Below are 12,884 nucleotides of genomic sequence, written 5' to 3'. Positions count from 1 at the left end.
CGGGGCCGTTCCATCCGGTCACCGGGGGCCGTTCCATCCGGTCACCTGCGGGTCACCGCGCCCAGGCGGCGATGGCGCGGGTGACCTCGTCAGGGGCTTCTTCCTGGGGGAAGTGGCCGATGCCGGGCAGCTCGCGCCACTCGTACGCCCCGGCGACGTAGCGGCCCGAGCCGCGCGCCGTCCGGGGGAGCACGTACGGGTCGGCCGTCCCGTGCAGCTGCAGGGTCGGTGCGGTGACCGGGGCCGCCATGCGGCGGGCGTAGCGCAGGCCGTCGGGTCGCAGCTGCGACCGGCCGGCCCAGCGGTAGTACTCCATCGCGCCGTAGGCGGCCTGCGGGATGCGCGCCGCGGCGCGGTAGCGCTCCACGGCGGCGGCGAAGTCCGCGGTGCGGGCCCACTCCGGCCCGGCCCAGCGCTGCATCAGGTCGGCGACGGGGTCGTCGTCGGCCCGGGTCAGCCGCCGCTCCGGCAGCCGCGGCACCTGGAAACCCAGGGCGTGGCGCAGCGCCCGCCGCTGCCGGCGGTCGGCCATGCCGGCCCGGAGCGGCCGCGGGTGGGCCATCGAGACGACGACCAGCCGGCGCACCACCCGCGGGTGCAGCGCGGCCGCGGTCCAGCCGAGCAGCCCACCCCAGTCGTGGCCGACGACGACGGCGTCCCGCTCGCCGAGCGCCCGCACCAGCGCCGCGACGTCGGAGGAGAGGGTGGGCAGGTCGTAGCCGCGCGGGGGCTTGTCGCTGGCCCCGTAGCCGCGCAGGTCCGGCGCGACCACCCGGAATCCGGCCTCGGCCAGGCCGGTGAGCTGGGCGCGCCAGGTCCACCAGAACTGCGGGAAGCCGTGGAGCAGGAGCACGAGCGGCCCGTCCCCGGCCTCCGCCGCGTGCAGCCGCACGCCGTTGGCGGAGATGTCGCGGTGGGTCCACGGACCCGGGAGCAGGACGCTGATGGCGTCGGGACGGCCGTCCGCGGGGACGGTCACTGGCCTCAGACCCGGTAGGGCCCGTTGCCGCGCAGCTGGACCTTGCCGCCGCTCACGGTGGGCACGTCACGGCGCCGGGCGCCGGGGGCCTCGCGGTGCATCACCTCGGGCAGCTCGCGCAGCGACTCGATCGTGCGCTCGGGCTTCTCGATCTTCTTGATCAGGCGCTTGCCGATCAGCGCGAGCAGGCCGGCGACGACGATCAGCGCCACCCAGACGATGAGGTAGGACAGCCAGCGGGGCACGCCGAGCGCGGTGAGGCCCTCGGCGAGGGCGATGAAGAGGAAGAACATCGAGAAGCCGGCGACGACGCCCGCCGCCCCGAACATCCCGCCGCCGATGGCGCCCTTCTTCGCGGATGCGCCGATCTCGGACTTGGCCAGCTCGATCTCGCCGCGCACGAGCGTCGAGACGTCGGCCATGGCGCTCTGCACCAGCGTGCCGATCGAAGGCTCGGCCGCCGCGCTGCTGCCGTCGGTGCGGGTGGGCGACACACTGTGGGCCACGGGTGGCTCCTCCTCCGGTCGGACGGTGCTGGTCAGGACGATCGTGCCCCATGCGCACCGGGGCCGCGCGTCCCGATCCCCCGGGCAGGGGCAGGCATAGGAAGCTTTCCCTGCGGGTCGGGGGCCCGAGACGCAGGGAAAGCTTCCTATGCCCGGGAGGTCAGCCCTCCGCGGGGGCGGCGGGCAGCTTCTCCTTGATCATGTTCATCACCGACGAGTCGGTCAGCGTGGTGACGTCGCCCAGCTCGCGGTTCTCGGCGATGTCGCGCAGCAGCCGGCGCATGATCTTCCCGGAGCGGGTCTTGGGCAGCTCCTGCACGACCATGATCTGGCGCGGCTTGGCGATCGGGCCGATGTCGCGGGCGACGTGGGTGCGCAGCGTCTGCACCAGCTCGTCCCCGGAGTCCGTTCCGCTCTCGCGGAGGATCACGAAGGCGACGATGCCCTGGCCGGTGGTCGGGTCGGTGGCGCCCACGACCGCCGCCTCCGCCACCGCCGGGTGGCCGACGAGGGAGGACTCCACCTCGGTGGTGGAGATGCGGTGGCCGGACACGTTCATCACGTCGTCGACCCGGCCGAGCAGCCAGATGTTGCCGTCGGCGTCCTTCTTCGCGCCGTCACCGGCGAAGTACATGTGCCCGAACCGGGACCAGTAGGTGTCGACGTAGCGGTCGTCGTCGCCCCAGATGGTGCGCAGCATCGACGGCCACGGTTCGGTGATCACCAGCAGGCCGGTGGAGTCGTCGGCCAGCTCGTTGCCCTCGTCGTCGACGACCTTCGCGGAGATGCCCGGGAAGGGCACCTGCGCCGACCCCGGCACCAGCGACGTGACGCCGGGCAGCGGGTTGATCATGTGACCGCCGGTCTCGGTCTGCCACCAGGTGTCCACGATCGGGCAGCGGCCGCCACCGACGTGCTGGTGGTACCAGCTCCAGGCCTCCGGGTTGATCGGCTCGCCGACCGAGCCGAGCAGGCGCAGCGAGGACAGGTCGAAGCCGGCGGGGATGTCCTCGCCCCACTTCATGAACGTGCGGATGACGGTGGGCGCGGTGTAGAGGATGGTCACGCCGTACTTCTGGATCAGCTCGAACCAGCGACCGCGGTGCGGCGTCTCCGGGGTGCCCTCGTACATCACCGACGTCGCCCGGTTGGCCAGCGGCCCGTACACGATGTAGCTGTGGCCGGTGACCCAGCCGACGTCGGCCGCCGTCCAGAAGACGTCGGTGTCGGGCTTGAGGTCGAAGGTCGCCCAGTGCGTGAAGGCGACCTGGGTGAGGTAGCCGCCGGAGGTGTGCAGGATGCCCTTGGGCTTCGCCGTCGTGCCCGAGGTGTACATGATGTAGAGCGGGTGCTCGGCGTCGAAGAACTCGCAGGTGTGCTCGGCGGACTGCTTGCCGACGACGTCGTCCCACCACAGGTCGCGGCCCTCGGTCCACTCCACGTCCTGCTCCGTCCGCTTGACCACCAGGACGTTGCGGACGCCGGGGGAGCGGCCGACGGCGTCGTCGACGGCGGGCTTGAGGGCGCTGGGCGCGCCGCGGCGGTACCCGCCGTCGGCGGTGATGACCAGGACGGCGCCGGCGTCGTCGAGCCGGCTGGCCAGGGCGTCGGCGGAGAAGCCGCCGAACACCACCATGTGGACGGCGCCGATGCGCGCGCAGGCCAGCATCGCGATGATCGCCTCGGGGATCATCGGCAGGTAGATCGCCACCCGGTCACCGGCGTTCACGCCGAGCTCGGTCAGCGCGTTCGCGGCCTTGCAGACCTCGTCCTTGAGCTGGGCGTAGGTGATCGTGCGGGTGTCGCCCGGCTCGCCCTCCCAGTGGTAGGCCACCTGCTCGCCGTGCCCGGCCTCGACGTGCCGGTCGACGCAGTTGTAGGCCACGTTGAGCCGGCCGCCGACGAACCACTTGGCGAAGGGCGGATTGCTCCAGTCGAGCACCTCGTCCCACTCCCGGTCCCAGGTGAGCCGGCGCGCCGCGGACTCCCAGAACGCCAGCCGGTCGCGAGCGGCCTCGTCGTAGACGTCGGGGCCGACGTTCGCCTGGGCCGCGAGGGCCTCGGGCGGGGCGAAGCTCCGGCCGTCCACCTGGGTCGTCTCGCTCATGGGGTCCCTCCCGAGTTCGGCGCCGCGTGCCGTCCGCGGCGGTGCAGCGTGTGCCACGACACACCGTATGGCCGTGGCGCCCGGTCGTCTGCCCCATGCGACGTGCGGAGCGACGACCGGCCACACTGGCCCGGTGAGCGGTCCGCAGGCGCAGGTCGCGGCCCGCATCCCCGGCGCCGCCGCCCTGGGCCTGGTCCCTCGGACGGGGGCGCCGGCGGTGCCGGCCGACCGGCTCGCCGACCCGGCGTGGCTCGGCCCGGTCCTGGCGGCGCGTGCGGCCCGCGGCGGTGGTGACCTGCGGGTGCACGCGACGGTGTGGTGGTACTCGGCGTCGGCGGTGCTGGTGGCTCCCGTGCTGGCCGGTCTCGCGGTCGGGCGCCCGCTGTCGGCCCGCCCGGCGGACACCACGGTCGTCCTCGGGCCCGGCGGTCTGCCCGTGGCCGCGGTCTCCGCGGCCGCCGCGGGGGATCCCGCGGCCGAGCTGCGGGAGTGCCTGACGGCGGTGATCCCGGCGGTGGCCACGGCCGGCCGGATGCGTCCGCGTCCGCTCTGGGCGATCGCCACCGACTCGCTGGCCAACGGGCTGCTGACCCTCGGGCGCGCCCTCGGCGACGTCGCCGCCGTCACCGCCCTGGCCGCCCCGCTCGCCGAGGCGGTCGGTCCGCCGCTGCCGGTGCCCCGATACGTCGACGTCGACGGCGTGCGGTTCACGGCGCGGGTGTCCTGCTGCCTGGTGGACCGGTTGCCCGGCGGCGGCACCTGCCTGTCCTGCCCGCGGCGCCCGCCGGCCGAGCGGCAGATCCTGCTCGAGGACGCGGCCCTCCGCGGCTGATCGGTGCAGCCGGAGGCGCCCCCTCGCACTCCGCCGTCCCCGGGGCGATGATCGCGGGGCACCGCAGTCGAGGCGACCAGGGAGGGCCGGATGTCCGTGATGCCTGCCGCGTTCTTCGGCCATGGCAACCCGATGAACGCGCTGGAGAGGAACCGCTACACGGAGGCCTGGCGCGCCTTCGGCCGGTCCGTGCCCCGGCCCCGGGCCATCCTGGTGGTCTCGGCGCACTGGTACGTGCAGGCCACCGCGATCACCGCGATGCCCCGGCCGCGCACCATCCACGACTTCTTCGGCTTCCCGCGCGAGCTCTTCGACGTCCGCTACGAGCCCCCGGGGCTGCCCGAGCTGTACGAGGAGGTGGCCGACATCGTGCACCCGGCATGGGTCGGCGCCGACCACGACAGCTGGGGCATCGATCACGGCACGTGGTCGGTGCTGGTGCACGCCTTCCCCGATGCCGACATCCCGGTGGTGCAGCTGTCGATCAACGCGCTGAAGTCCTTCGACTACCACCTCCAGCTCGGGGCGGCGCTGGCACCGCTGCGCGAGGACGGCGTGCTGGTGATCGGCAGCGGCAACGTCGTGCACAACCTCGGCGGCGTCAGCCGGGCGCTGCCCGACGCCGGGTTCGACTGGGCCCAGCGGTTCGACGAGGCCGCCAAGGAGCGCATGCTCACCGACCCCACCGACGTCGGCCGGCTGGACGGGCACCGCGACTTCGACCTCGCCGTCCCGACGCCGGACCACTTCCTGCCGCTGCTCTACGTCGCCGGCGTCGCCGGTGCCACCGACGCACCGGTCGACGTGCTCGTCGACGGGTACGCCTACGGATCGCTGTCCATGACCGCGTACAGCGTGGGCATGGACGCCCCCGAGCTGTCGGGGTCGGGCGTCGCGGCGGCGCTGCCCGAGGGCCCGCCGCCGGACGGCGCCAACATCTGAAGAAGGACCCCTTCGCCCCACCCTCCGCAGGCCCAGGACGGGTCCCTGCGAAGGGGCCTTCCAGCGGGTCGCCGACTGGAGCATAGGAAGCTATGCATGCGTTCTCACGCCGGAAACGCATGTATAGCTTCCTATGCCCAAGGGTGGCGCTAGGCCGTGCGGGGATTCTCGTCGGTGGGGCGGTGCAGGTCGGTGATCCGCGGGAAGGGGCGCGTCGAGAACACCGCCTCGAGTGCCGTGAGAGTGGACGTCGAGACGAGCTTCTCGTAGTCGAGAGTGCACGCAGAGCGAGGACGCTCCGCCAGGACGGACGCCTCCGTCACCCCCGCGCCCAGGCCTCGTTACGACTGTGCAAGTGGCGTCACACGTAATCAGCACCGGGAGGCCCTCCTTGTCGTCGCGTTCCCTGCCCCGCCCCGGAGGGCCGCGCGGCCGCCGGGCCCTGGTCGCCTCCGGGCTCGCCGTCGCGCTCGTGACCGTCCCCGGTCTCGCCCGGGCGGACGAGCCGGCGGGGCCGCCGGACCCGCCGCAGCCGGTGACCGACCTCCTGGGAGGGGCGACCGGCGGACCCGGTTCCCGACCGGCGCCCTCCGGGCCGCCGGCCGGTGACGGCGCGGACCCGGCCGCGGACGGGGAGGAGGAGCCCGAGGTCGTCCCGGTGCCCGCCGTGGAGGTGCCCGCCGAGCTGGAGGCGGCGCTGCAGCAGCTCGGCGCGGCGCTCGGGCTCCCGGAGAGCTGCATGACCGGCATCGTGGACTCCGTCGAGCTCGTCGCCGCAGGGCTCGTGGCGGTGCCCGTACAGCTGGTCGAGGTGGTCACCGGGCTGGGGACGGCGCTCGAGGGGCTGGCCGGCGGTGGCGGGCTGGACGGGCTGCTTGGGCTGGGGGAGGAGCTGCAGGGGGCGTTCGACCCCGCGGTGCTCGCCGACTCCTCCGTCGTCGAGGGCCTGCAGTTGCTGGCCGAGACCCTGCCCACGTGCGTACCAGCGCCGCCGGCCGAGGAGGAGCCCCCGCCCCCGTCCGAGCCGCCGCACGTGCCCGCACCGGCGGCCGCCGCGCCGGTCGAGCACCCGGTGGCCCAGCCCGTCGCCTACCCGGGGTACGCGCCCACCGCCGGGGACGCGGAGGACGACGGGGTGCCGCCGGCGCTCGCCGGTCTCGTCCTGGCGCTCGCGGCCGGTGCGGGGAGCGCCGGCCGGCTGAGGTCTCGTCGTGCGGCCGACCCGGGGGCCTGACCTCCGCACCGTCGCGGCGTTCGTCGTCGTCCTGGCGACCGGCCTGGCGGTGCTGTGGGTCGTCACCGCCCGCCCGCCGGCCGGGGACGACGTCTTCGCGCTGTCGGAGCAGGCGGCCGCGGGGCCCATCGAACCCGCCTGGCTGGCCATCCCCGCGATCGGCGTCGACACGCCCGTGGAGCACCGCGGCACGGTGACGTACGACAACCCGTTCACCGGGCGAACCGTCGAGGGCTACGGCGTCCCCGAGTCGATGCTGACCACCTCGTGGTGGTCCGACGGGCCCGCGCCCGGGTCGGGGCGGATGGCGGTCGTCCTCGGGCACCAGCAGGACGGGGGCGACGCCGTCTTCGACCGCCTCCACGAGCTCGCTCCCGGTGACGAGGTGGTGCTGCGCGACGCCGGGGGTGCGGTGCTGCGGCTGACCGTGCTCGGTGAGCCGCTCACCGGTCTGGACAAGGCGACGTCGGCCCTCTCCGACGCGCTCAACGGGCACCCCGCGGAGGCTGACGTCGCGCTGGTGACCTGCGGCGGCGAGTTCGACGACGCCGCGGGGACCAGCACGGAGAACACCGTGGTGTTCGCGACCGTGGCCGGCGGTGCCTAGCCCTGCGCGGTGAGCCCGGCCACCTCGCCGACGACCCAGACCGCCGGGGGTCGGACTCCGTGCTGGGTGAGGGTGGCGGGGAGGTCGGCCAGGGTGGTGCGCAGGGCGCGCTGGGTGGGGGTGGAGCCGTCGGTGACGACGGCGACGGGGGTGTCCGGCGCGCGGCCGTGCCCGATCAGCGCGGTGGCGATGGCGGGGGCGGTGTCGACGCCCATGAGGACGACCAGGGTGCCGCGGAGCCGGCCCAGGGCGGCCCAGTCGACGAGGGACTGCGGGTGGCCCGGGGGCAGGTGGCCGGAGACGACGACGAACTCGTGGGTGAGGCCGCGGTGGGTGACGGGGATGCCGGCGAGGGCGGGGACGGCGACGGCGCTGGTGATGCCCGGCACGACCTCGACGGGGATGCCGGCGGCGGTGCAGGCCTGGAGCTCTTCGTAGCCGCGGCCGAAGACGAAGGGGTCCCCGCCCTTGAGGCGGACGACGCGGCGCCCGGCGCGGGCGTGGGTGACGAGGAGGTCGTTGATGGTCTCCTGGGCCATGGAGCGGCCGCGGGGGAGTTTCGAGGCGTCGATGATCTGGACCTCGGGGGGCAGGGAGGCCAGCAGCGGCTGGGGGCCGAGGTGGTCGGCGACGACGACGTCGGCGGTGGCCAGGGCCTGGCGGCCGCGGACGGTGATCAGGCCGGGGTCGCCGGGGCCGCCGCCGACCAGCACCACGCTGCCGCCGGGGGCCGGCCGCGCGGCGCGGTCGCGGATGCTGCCGTCGGTCAGGCCGGCGACGATCGCGTCGCGCACCCCGATCGCACGCTGCGGGTCGCCGCCCCCGTGCACGCCGACGACGAGGTCGCCCTGCCGGCCGACCGCCGGCGTCCAGACGCTCGAGGCGGCGCGGTCGTCGGCGCGGGCGCAGAAGATGCGGGCGCCCTCGGCCTCGTCGGCGACCGCGGCGTTCACCGCCGGGTCGTCGGTGGCGGCGACGGCGTACCAGGCGCCGGCGAGGTCGCCGGACCGGTAGGTGCGCCGGTGCCACGTCGCCCTGCCCGCCGCGGCCAGCGACTCGAGCGCGGGGGTCACCTCGGGGCTGACCACCGTGACGCGGGCGCGGGCCTCCAGCAGCCCGGCGACGCGCCGGTGGGCGACCCGGCCGCCGCCCACGACGACGACCGACCGGCCGCGCAGCCGCAGGCCGACCGGGTAGACCGTGCCCGACTCGGGGGGCACCGGGGTGGCGTTCAGCAGATCTCCTCGGGGACGCCGGTCGCCGTCTCCTCCGCTGAGCCGGACCGGGGGAACCCGGACAGGATCCCAGCGAGCGCCGCGGCGAACGCGCGGGAGGTCTGCGGATCGCGCACGGCGACCCGCAGGTGGTCGGTGCCCAGGCCCGGGAACGAGTCGCCGCGGCGGACCGCCCAGCCCGCGTCGCGCAGCTCCTGCCGCACCCGTGCACCGTCGGGCACGTGGAGCAGGACGAATGAGGACCGGGGGGTGCCCAGGGCCGCCACCTCCGGCGGGAGCGCGGCCAGCAGCGCCGCGCGGTGGCCGGCGAGCGCGACCGCGGCCTCGTGCGCCTCGGCGCGGGCAGCCGGGGTGGTGCAGGCGGCCAGCGCGGCCAGCGCCGGGGTGCTCACCGGCCACGGCGGCTGCCCGGCGGCGAGCGCGGCCACGAGGTCCGCCGGCCCCAGCGCGTAGCCCACCCGCAGGCCCGCGAGGCCCCACGTCTTGGTCAGGCTGCGCACGACGACCAGGCCGGGCAGGTCGGTGCGCCCGGCCAGCGACTCCGGTTCCCCGGGCACGGTGTCGGCGAACGCCTCGTCGACGACGAGCACCCGGCCGGGGCGGGTGAGGGTCGCGAGGTCCGCGGCCGGGTGCAGCACCGACGTCGGGTTGGTCGGGTTGCCCAGCACCACCAGGTCGGCGTCCTCGGGGACGGCGGCGGGGTCGAGCCGGTAGCCGTCGGCCTCGCGGAGCAGCAGCCGGGTCACCGGGTGGCCGGCCGCCCGCAGCGCGGCCTCCGGTTCGGTGAACGAGGGGTGGACCACGACGGCGTGCCGGGGCCGCAGGGCGCGGGCGAGCAGCACGAACACCTCCGCGGCACCGGCGGCGAGCAGCACCTCGGCCGGGTCGCGGCCGTGGGCGGCGGCGACGGCGGCGCGGGCGGGGGAGAGGACGGGGTAGCCCGCGCTGTCGTCCAGCGCCTCCCGCAGGACCTCGCGCAGCCACGGCGGCGGCGTCCCGGCCCGCACGTTGACGGCGAGGTCGACCAGGCCGGGCGCCAGTTCGGCGTCGCCGTGGTGCCGCAGATCGGTCACGTCTCCTCTTCGCTGTCGCACACGGGCTCGGCGGTCATGAGACCACGGCGCCGTGCAGCAGGCGTGTGGCGTCACTTGACGGATCGGAAAGCGGAGGCCACGCTTTCCGACATGGAAAGCGACGAGACCGGCGCCCGGGCCCAGCTGGCCGCCCTGCGCGCGGACCGGGTGGCGCTCTCCGAGCGGGTGGTCCAGCCCTGGTGGTACGACGCCCTCCTGGGCCTGCTGACGTTCCTGCTGTTCGCGTCGTACTCGTTCGCCTTCCCGTGGCTGACCCTCGGTGCGCTGGTGGTCTACCTGGCCGGGCTCCGCGAACTGGTGGCGGTCTACCGGCGGCTGACCGGCGCGTGGATCAGCGGCGACCGGCCGGGTCCGACGCGCCGGGCGTACTCGGCCTGGCTGGTCGGTGCCACGCTGGTCGTGGTCCCGGGCATGGTCCTCGAGCTGCTGCTCGACGTCCACGGGGCGATGGTCGTGGCCGGCGCGGTCCTCGGGATCGGCATCGCTCTCGTCAGCCGGTGGTGGACCCGCATCTACGTCGCCGAGCTGCGCGGCGAGCTGTGACCGCCGTCGAGCCGCGGTTCGACCCGGTCGTGCACGCGCCGCCCCGGCTGCAGGTCTGCGGGCTGCTCGCCGTCGTCGACACGATGGACTTCGCGGCGGTGCGCGAACAGGTCGGCGTCAGCGACTCGGTGCTCTCCAAGCACGTCAGGCAGCTCGAGGCGGCCGGCTACGTGCGGGTCCGCAAGGCCACCCGCGCCTCCCGCGTGCGCACCAGCCTCGCGCTGACCCCGGCCGGCCGGGCCGCCTTCGACGCCCACGTCGCCGAACTGCGCCGGATCACCGGGGCCTGAGTCCAGCAGCACACGCCCAGCCGCTCCGCCGGACGTCCAGCCACGTCACGGCGCGGCTGGACGTCCGCCGGCGCGGCTGGACCCGCAGGCGGGGCACCGAGGTGGTGGCACGTCCGGCCGGCCTTCGCGCGCCACCACCCGGCGCACCGGCAGAGTGATCGCCGGCGGGCGGGCGAGACGGGGGACGGATGCGGGGCCGGTGGGGTGCGAGGCTGCTCGACGCGGCCGTCGTCGTCGCCGGGGCGGCCGGCCTGGGGCTGCTGCTGTGGCTCGCCGGCCTGCCCTCACCGGCGCTGTTCGGCGGCCTGACCGCCGGGCTGGTCCGCGCCCTGGCGGTGCGCACGCCGGCCCGGGTGCCCGAACGGCTCGGCACCGCCGGGCAGGCCGTCGTCGGCGTCTCCATGGGCGCGCTGGTGGACGTCGGCACGCTGCGGGCGGTGGCCGCCGACTGGCTGCCGGTGCTCCTGGTCACCGTCGCGACGCTTGTGCTCAGCCTGCTGGCCGGGCTCGCGCTCCGGCTGCACCCCGGCATCACGCCGGTGACCGGTGCCTTCGCCATGATCGCGGGGGGTGCCTCCGGGATCGTGGTGATGGCCCGCGAACTCGGCGCCGACGAACGGGTGGTCGCGGTGCTCCAGTACCTGCGGGTGCTGCTGATCGTCCTGCTCATGCCGGTGGTGGCCACCACCGCCTTCGGCGCCACCGCGGGCGCCGGGCTCGTCCCCGCCGACGCCGGTGGGCCGGGCTGGCCGGGCGGGCTGGCGTTCACCGCGGCCTGCGCGGTGGCGGGGCTGATCGCCGGGCGGCTGCTCCGGGTGCCCGTCGCCGCCCTGCTGGGTCCGCTGGTCGCCGCCGCCGTCGCGGACCTGAGCGGCCTCTCCGGAGGTGCCGGGGTGCCGGCCCTCGTGGAGAGCGCGGCATTCCTCGTGATCGGCCTGCAGGTCGGTGCGGGCTTCACCCGCGGCAGCCTGCGGGGCATCGGCCGCGTCCTCCCCCTGGCGCTGGCGATCGTCGTCGTCCTCGTGCTGGGGTGCGCCGGTCTGGGCGGGCTGCTGGCCGCGGCCACGGGGGCGACGGCGCTCGAGGGGTACCTGGCGACGACGCCCGGCGGTCTCTACGCGGTGCTGGCCACCGCCCGCGACTCCGGCGCCGACACCACCTTCGTCCTCGCCGTCCAGGTGCTGCGGCTGTTCGTGATGCTGTTCAGCGCCCCGCTGGTGGCCCGCCGGCTCCGCCGGGGGCCGCCGGGTTGAGGCCCCGTGCGCCGGGCGCCCGGGGGCGGGCACCTGACGAGCGGGGCCGGACGCGCCTACCCTCGTGGACCGGCGCACGAGCGGGAGGAGACCGGAGCTGTCCGAGGAGAACGCGGCCACGACGGGGCCGGACCCCGACGACGCGGTGCTGCTGTTCGTCGGCGGCCCGCTGGACGGGCGCGTGCAGATCCGGGAGGCCCGGCACGGCGAACCGCTGCCGACGGTCACCCACGTCCACCTCCACGGCGGGCCCAAGGTCGTGCACCGCTACGACCTGGAGCCGATCGCCGACGGCGTCGGGGTCTACAACCTGCGGCCGCCGGTGCGGCGGCCGGCGCGGGACGAGTCGGTCGCGGACTGACCCGCGTCACCAGCCCTGCACGCGGCGGGCCTCGCCGACGACGCGGTCGAAGCGGGCACGGTCCAGCGCGGCGCCTTCCCGGCGGACCGTCGCCGGGTCCAGCACGAGCAGCCGGTCCAGCCGCACCTCGCTCGGTCGGCCCCGGGGGTCCCAGGCGCCGCTGCCGATGTCGGTCCAGACCCGACCGTGGCGGGCCTCGTCGGCGGCGTCGCGGTCGTGGTCGCGGCTGGTCAGCATCAGGCCCAGGAGATCACCGTCGCGCCGGCCGATGACCAGCACCGGGCGGTCCTTGCCGCGGCCGTCGTCCTCCTCGAAGGGCACCCACGCCCAGACGATCTCGCCGGGGTCGGGGCGCCCGTCGTCGCGCGGCCGGTACGCCACGTCCGGCGCACCGGCCGGCCGCGGCCGGGCCGAGGGCGGCCGGGTGCTCCCCGGCGCCGGGGTGCGCAGCAGGTGCAGCACGCGCCCGGCGGTGCGCGCCGCCGTCCGACCGAGCCGCCGGAGAGAGGCCATGGGGAACACCGTACGGAGCAGCGGTGGGGTGACCCAGGACACGGGACCATCACCGCTCGTCCCACGTGACCCATCGGCACCAAATGGTCACCGTCGGGGTTGGCCGGGGCGGTGCGGGGGCAACCATGGGCCTGCGGGGAGCGTGCCGGCGTCCCCCGGGAGAGGGGGTCTCCATGACTTCGGCCGAACCGGCGCGCCCTGCGATTCCGCGTGCCCGCGAGGTCCAGGCGAGCGTGCTCGCCGCGTTCCAGCTGGTGGAGGACGCGCGCTACCTCGGCTCGAGCCGCAGACGCCGCCGGCTGCGCGTGCGCGCGATGGCCGATCGGGCCGTCGCCGACCGGAAGCTCGCCCGGGACCTGCGCGCCGGCCCCCCCTTACGGTGAAGGTG

General features: G+C 75.7%; 15 protein-coding genes. 9 read left to right on the top strand and 6 right to left on the bottom strand.

Going from position 1 to position 12,884, the window contains the following annotated elements:
• Positions 1–52: 52 nt before the first annotated feature.
• The 3 genes from QOZ88_RS15745 to acs form a co-directional block, all read right to left on the bottom strand.
• Positions 53–979 carry an alpha/beta fold hydrolase gene (locus tag QOZ88_RS15745; protein ID WP_306000685.1) on the bottom strand — a complete coding sequence of 309 codons (927 nt, stop codon included), beginning with the start codon at positions 977–979 and terminating at the stop codon, positions 53–55.
• A gap of 5 nt (positions 980–984) precedes the next feature.
• Positions 985–1,485, bottom strand: a complete 501-nt coding sequence (locus QOZ88_RS15740) for a phage holin family protein (protein WP_306000684.1) — start codon at positions 1,483–1,485, stop codon at positions 985–987.
• Positions 1,486–1,645: 160 nt separating this feature from the next.
• Positions 1,646–3,592, bottom strand: coding sequence for an acetate--CoA ligase (gene acs, locus QOZ88_RS15735; protein WP_306000683.1), 1,947 nt, complete (start codon positions 3,590–3,592; stop codon positions 1,646–1,648).
• A 133-nt stretch (positions 3,593–3,725) separates the two neighbouring features.
• Between acs and QOZ88_RS15730 the strand changes: the two genes are divergently transcribed.
• The 4 genes from QOZ88_RS15730 (at position 3,726) to QOZ88_RS15715 (ending at position 7,207) form a co-directional block, all read left to right on the top strand.
• Complete coding sequence (locus QOZ88_RS15730) at positions 3,726–4,424, top strand: (2Fe-2S)-binding protein (protein ID WP_306000682.1); 699 nt, start codon at positions 3,726–3,728, stop codon at positions 4,422–4,424.
• Positions 4,425–4,514: 90 nt separating this feature from the next.
• Positions 4,515–5,366, top strand: coding sequence for a 4,5-DOPA-extradiol-dioxygenase (ygiD, locus tag QOZ88_RS15725; RefSeq protein WP_306000681.1), 852 nt, complete (start codon positions 4,515–4,517; stop codon positions 5,364–5,366).
• Between the two features lie 391 nt (positions 5,367–5,757).
• The gene (locus QOZ88_RS15720) at positions 5,758–6,600 is read left to right on the top strand and encodes a hypothetical protein (RefSeq protein ID WP_306000680.1); all 843 of its coding nucleotides are present in this window, start codon (positions 5,758–5,760) and stop codon (positions 6,598–6,600) included.
• The gene (locus tag QOZ88_RS15715; protein ID WP_306000679.1) at positions 6,578–7,207 is read left to right on the top strand and encodes a class F sortase; all 630 of its coding nucleotides are present in this window, start codon (positions 6,578–6,580) and stop codon (positions 7,205–7,207) included. The genes QOZ88_RS15720 and QOZ88_RS15715 overlap by 23 nt, the downstream gene beginning before the upstream one ends.
• On the opposite strand, the gene cobA is transcribed toward QOZ88_RS15715, so the two are convergent.
• Together cobA and cobC are read right to left on the bottom strand one after the other, a co-directional pair.
• Positions 7,204–8,427, bottom strand: coding sequence for a uroporphyrinogen-III C-methyltransferase (gene cobA / locus QOZ88_RS15710; RefSeq protein ID WP_306000678.1), 1,224 nt, complete (start codon positions 8,425–8,427; stop codon positions 7,204–7,206). The genes QOZ88_RS15715 and cobA overlap by 4 nt on opposite strands.
• An 11-nt stretch (positions 8,428–8,438) precedes the next feature.
• Positions 8,439–9,536 carry an Rv2231c family pyridoxal phosphate-dependent protein CobC gene (gene cobC, locus QOZ88_RS15705; protein ID WP_306000677.1) on the bottom strand — a complete coding sequence of 366 codons (1,098 nt, stop codon included), beginning with the start codon at positions 9,534–9,536 and terminating at the stop codon, positions 8,439–8,441.
• 90 nt (positions 9,537–9,626) lie between these two features.
• On the opposite strand from cobC, the gene QOZ88_RS15700 reads away from it, so the two are divergent.
• From QOZ88_RS15700 to QOZ88_RS15685, 4 genes are all read left to right on the top strand, one after another.
• The gene (locus QOZ88_RS15700) at positions 9,627–10,079 is read left to right on the top strand and encodes a hypothetical protein (RefSeq protein ID WP_306000676.1); all 453 of its coding nucleotides are present in this window, start codon (positions 9,627–9,629) and stop codon (positions 10,077–10,079) included.
• Positions 10,076–10,369, top strand: a complete 294-nt coding sequence (locus tag QOZ88_RS15695; protein ID WP_306000675.1) for a transcriptional regulator — start codon at positions 10,076–10,078, stop codon at positions 10,367–10,369. The genes QOZ88_RS15700 and QOZ88_RS15695 overlap by 4 nt, the downstream gene beginning before the upstream one ends.
• A gap of 188 nt (positions 10,370–10,557) precedes the next feature.
• Entirely contained in the window at positions 10,558–11,622 is a 1,065-nt protein-coding gene (locus tag QOZ88_RS15690) for an AbrB family transcriptional regulator (protein ID WP_306000674.1), read from the top strand.
• A gap of 64 nt (positions 11,623–11,686) precedes the next feature.
• Positions 11,687–11,983 (top strand): hypothetical protein, encoded by a 297-nt coding sequence (locus QOZ88_RS15685; protein ID WP_306000673.1) that lies wholly within the window; start codon positions 11,687–11,689, stop codon positions 11,981–11,983.
• Positions 11,984–11,989: 6 nt separating this feature from the next.
• Here the strand turns inward: QOZ88_RS15685 and QOZ88_RS15680 are convergent, their stop codons facing one another.
• A complete protein-coding gene (locus tag QOZ88_RS15680; protein ID WP_306000672.1) occupies positions 11,990–12,496 on the bottom strand; it encodes a type II toxin-antitoxin system PemK/MazF family toxin in 507 nt (168 codons plus the stop codon).
• 173 nt (positions 12,497–12,669) lie between these two features.
• Between QOZ88_RS15680 and QOZ88_RS15675 the strand changes: the two genes are divergently transcribed.
• Complete coding sequence (locus QOZ88_RS15675; RefSeq protein ID WP_306000671.1) at positions 12,670–12,879, top strand: hypothetical protein; 210 nt, start codon at positions 12,670–12,672, stop codon at positions 12,877–12,879.
• Positions 12,880–12,884: the final 5 nt, after the last annotated feature.

Origin of the sequence: Blastococcus carthaginiensis, assembly GCF_030731085.1 — a bacterium.
Classification (GTDB): Bacteria; Actinomycetota; Actinomycetes; order Mycobacteriales; family Geodermatophilaceae; genus Blastococcus; species Blastococcus carthaginiensis.
The sequence above is the reverse complement of the archived record's forward strand: the minus strand, read 5'-3'. Positions and strand labels throughout refer to the sequence as shown.

Bases quoted from the DNA above. Each gene is read 5' to 3' on its own strand.
- QOZ88_RS15675 (WP_306000671.1), top strand. From the start codon at position 12,670: ATGACTTCGGCCGAACCGGCGCGCCCTGCGATTCCGCGTGCCCGCGAG.
- QOZ88_RS15680 (WP_306000672.1), bottom strand. From the start codon at position 12,496: ATGGCCTCTCTCCGGCGGCTCGGTCGGACGGCGGCGCGCACCGCCGGG.
- acs (WP_306000683.1), bottom strand. From the start codon at position 3,592: ATGAGCGAGACGACCCAGGTGGACGGCCGGAGCTTCGCCCCGCCCGAG.
- QOZ88_RS15690 (WP_306000674.1), top strand. From the start codon at position 10,558: ATGCGGGGCCGGTGGGGTGCGAGGCTGCTCGACGCGGCCGTCGTCGTC.
- QOZ88_RS15700 (WP_306000676.1), top strand. From the start codon at position 9,627: ATGGAAAGCGACGAGACCGGCGCCCGGGCCCAGCTGGCCGCCCTGCGC.
- ygiD (WP_306000681.1), top strand. From the start codon at position 4,515: ATGTCCGTGATGCCTGCCGCGTTCTTCGGCCATGGCAACCCGATGAAC.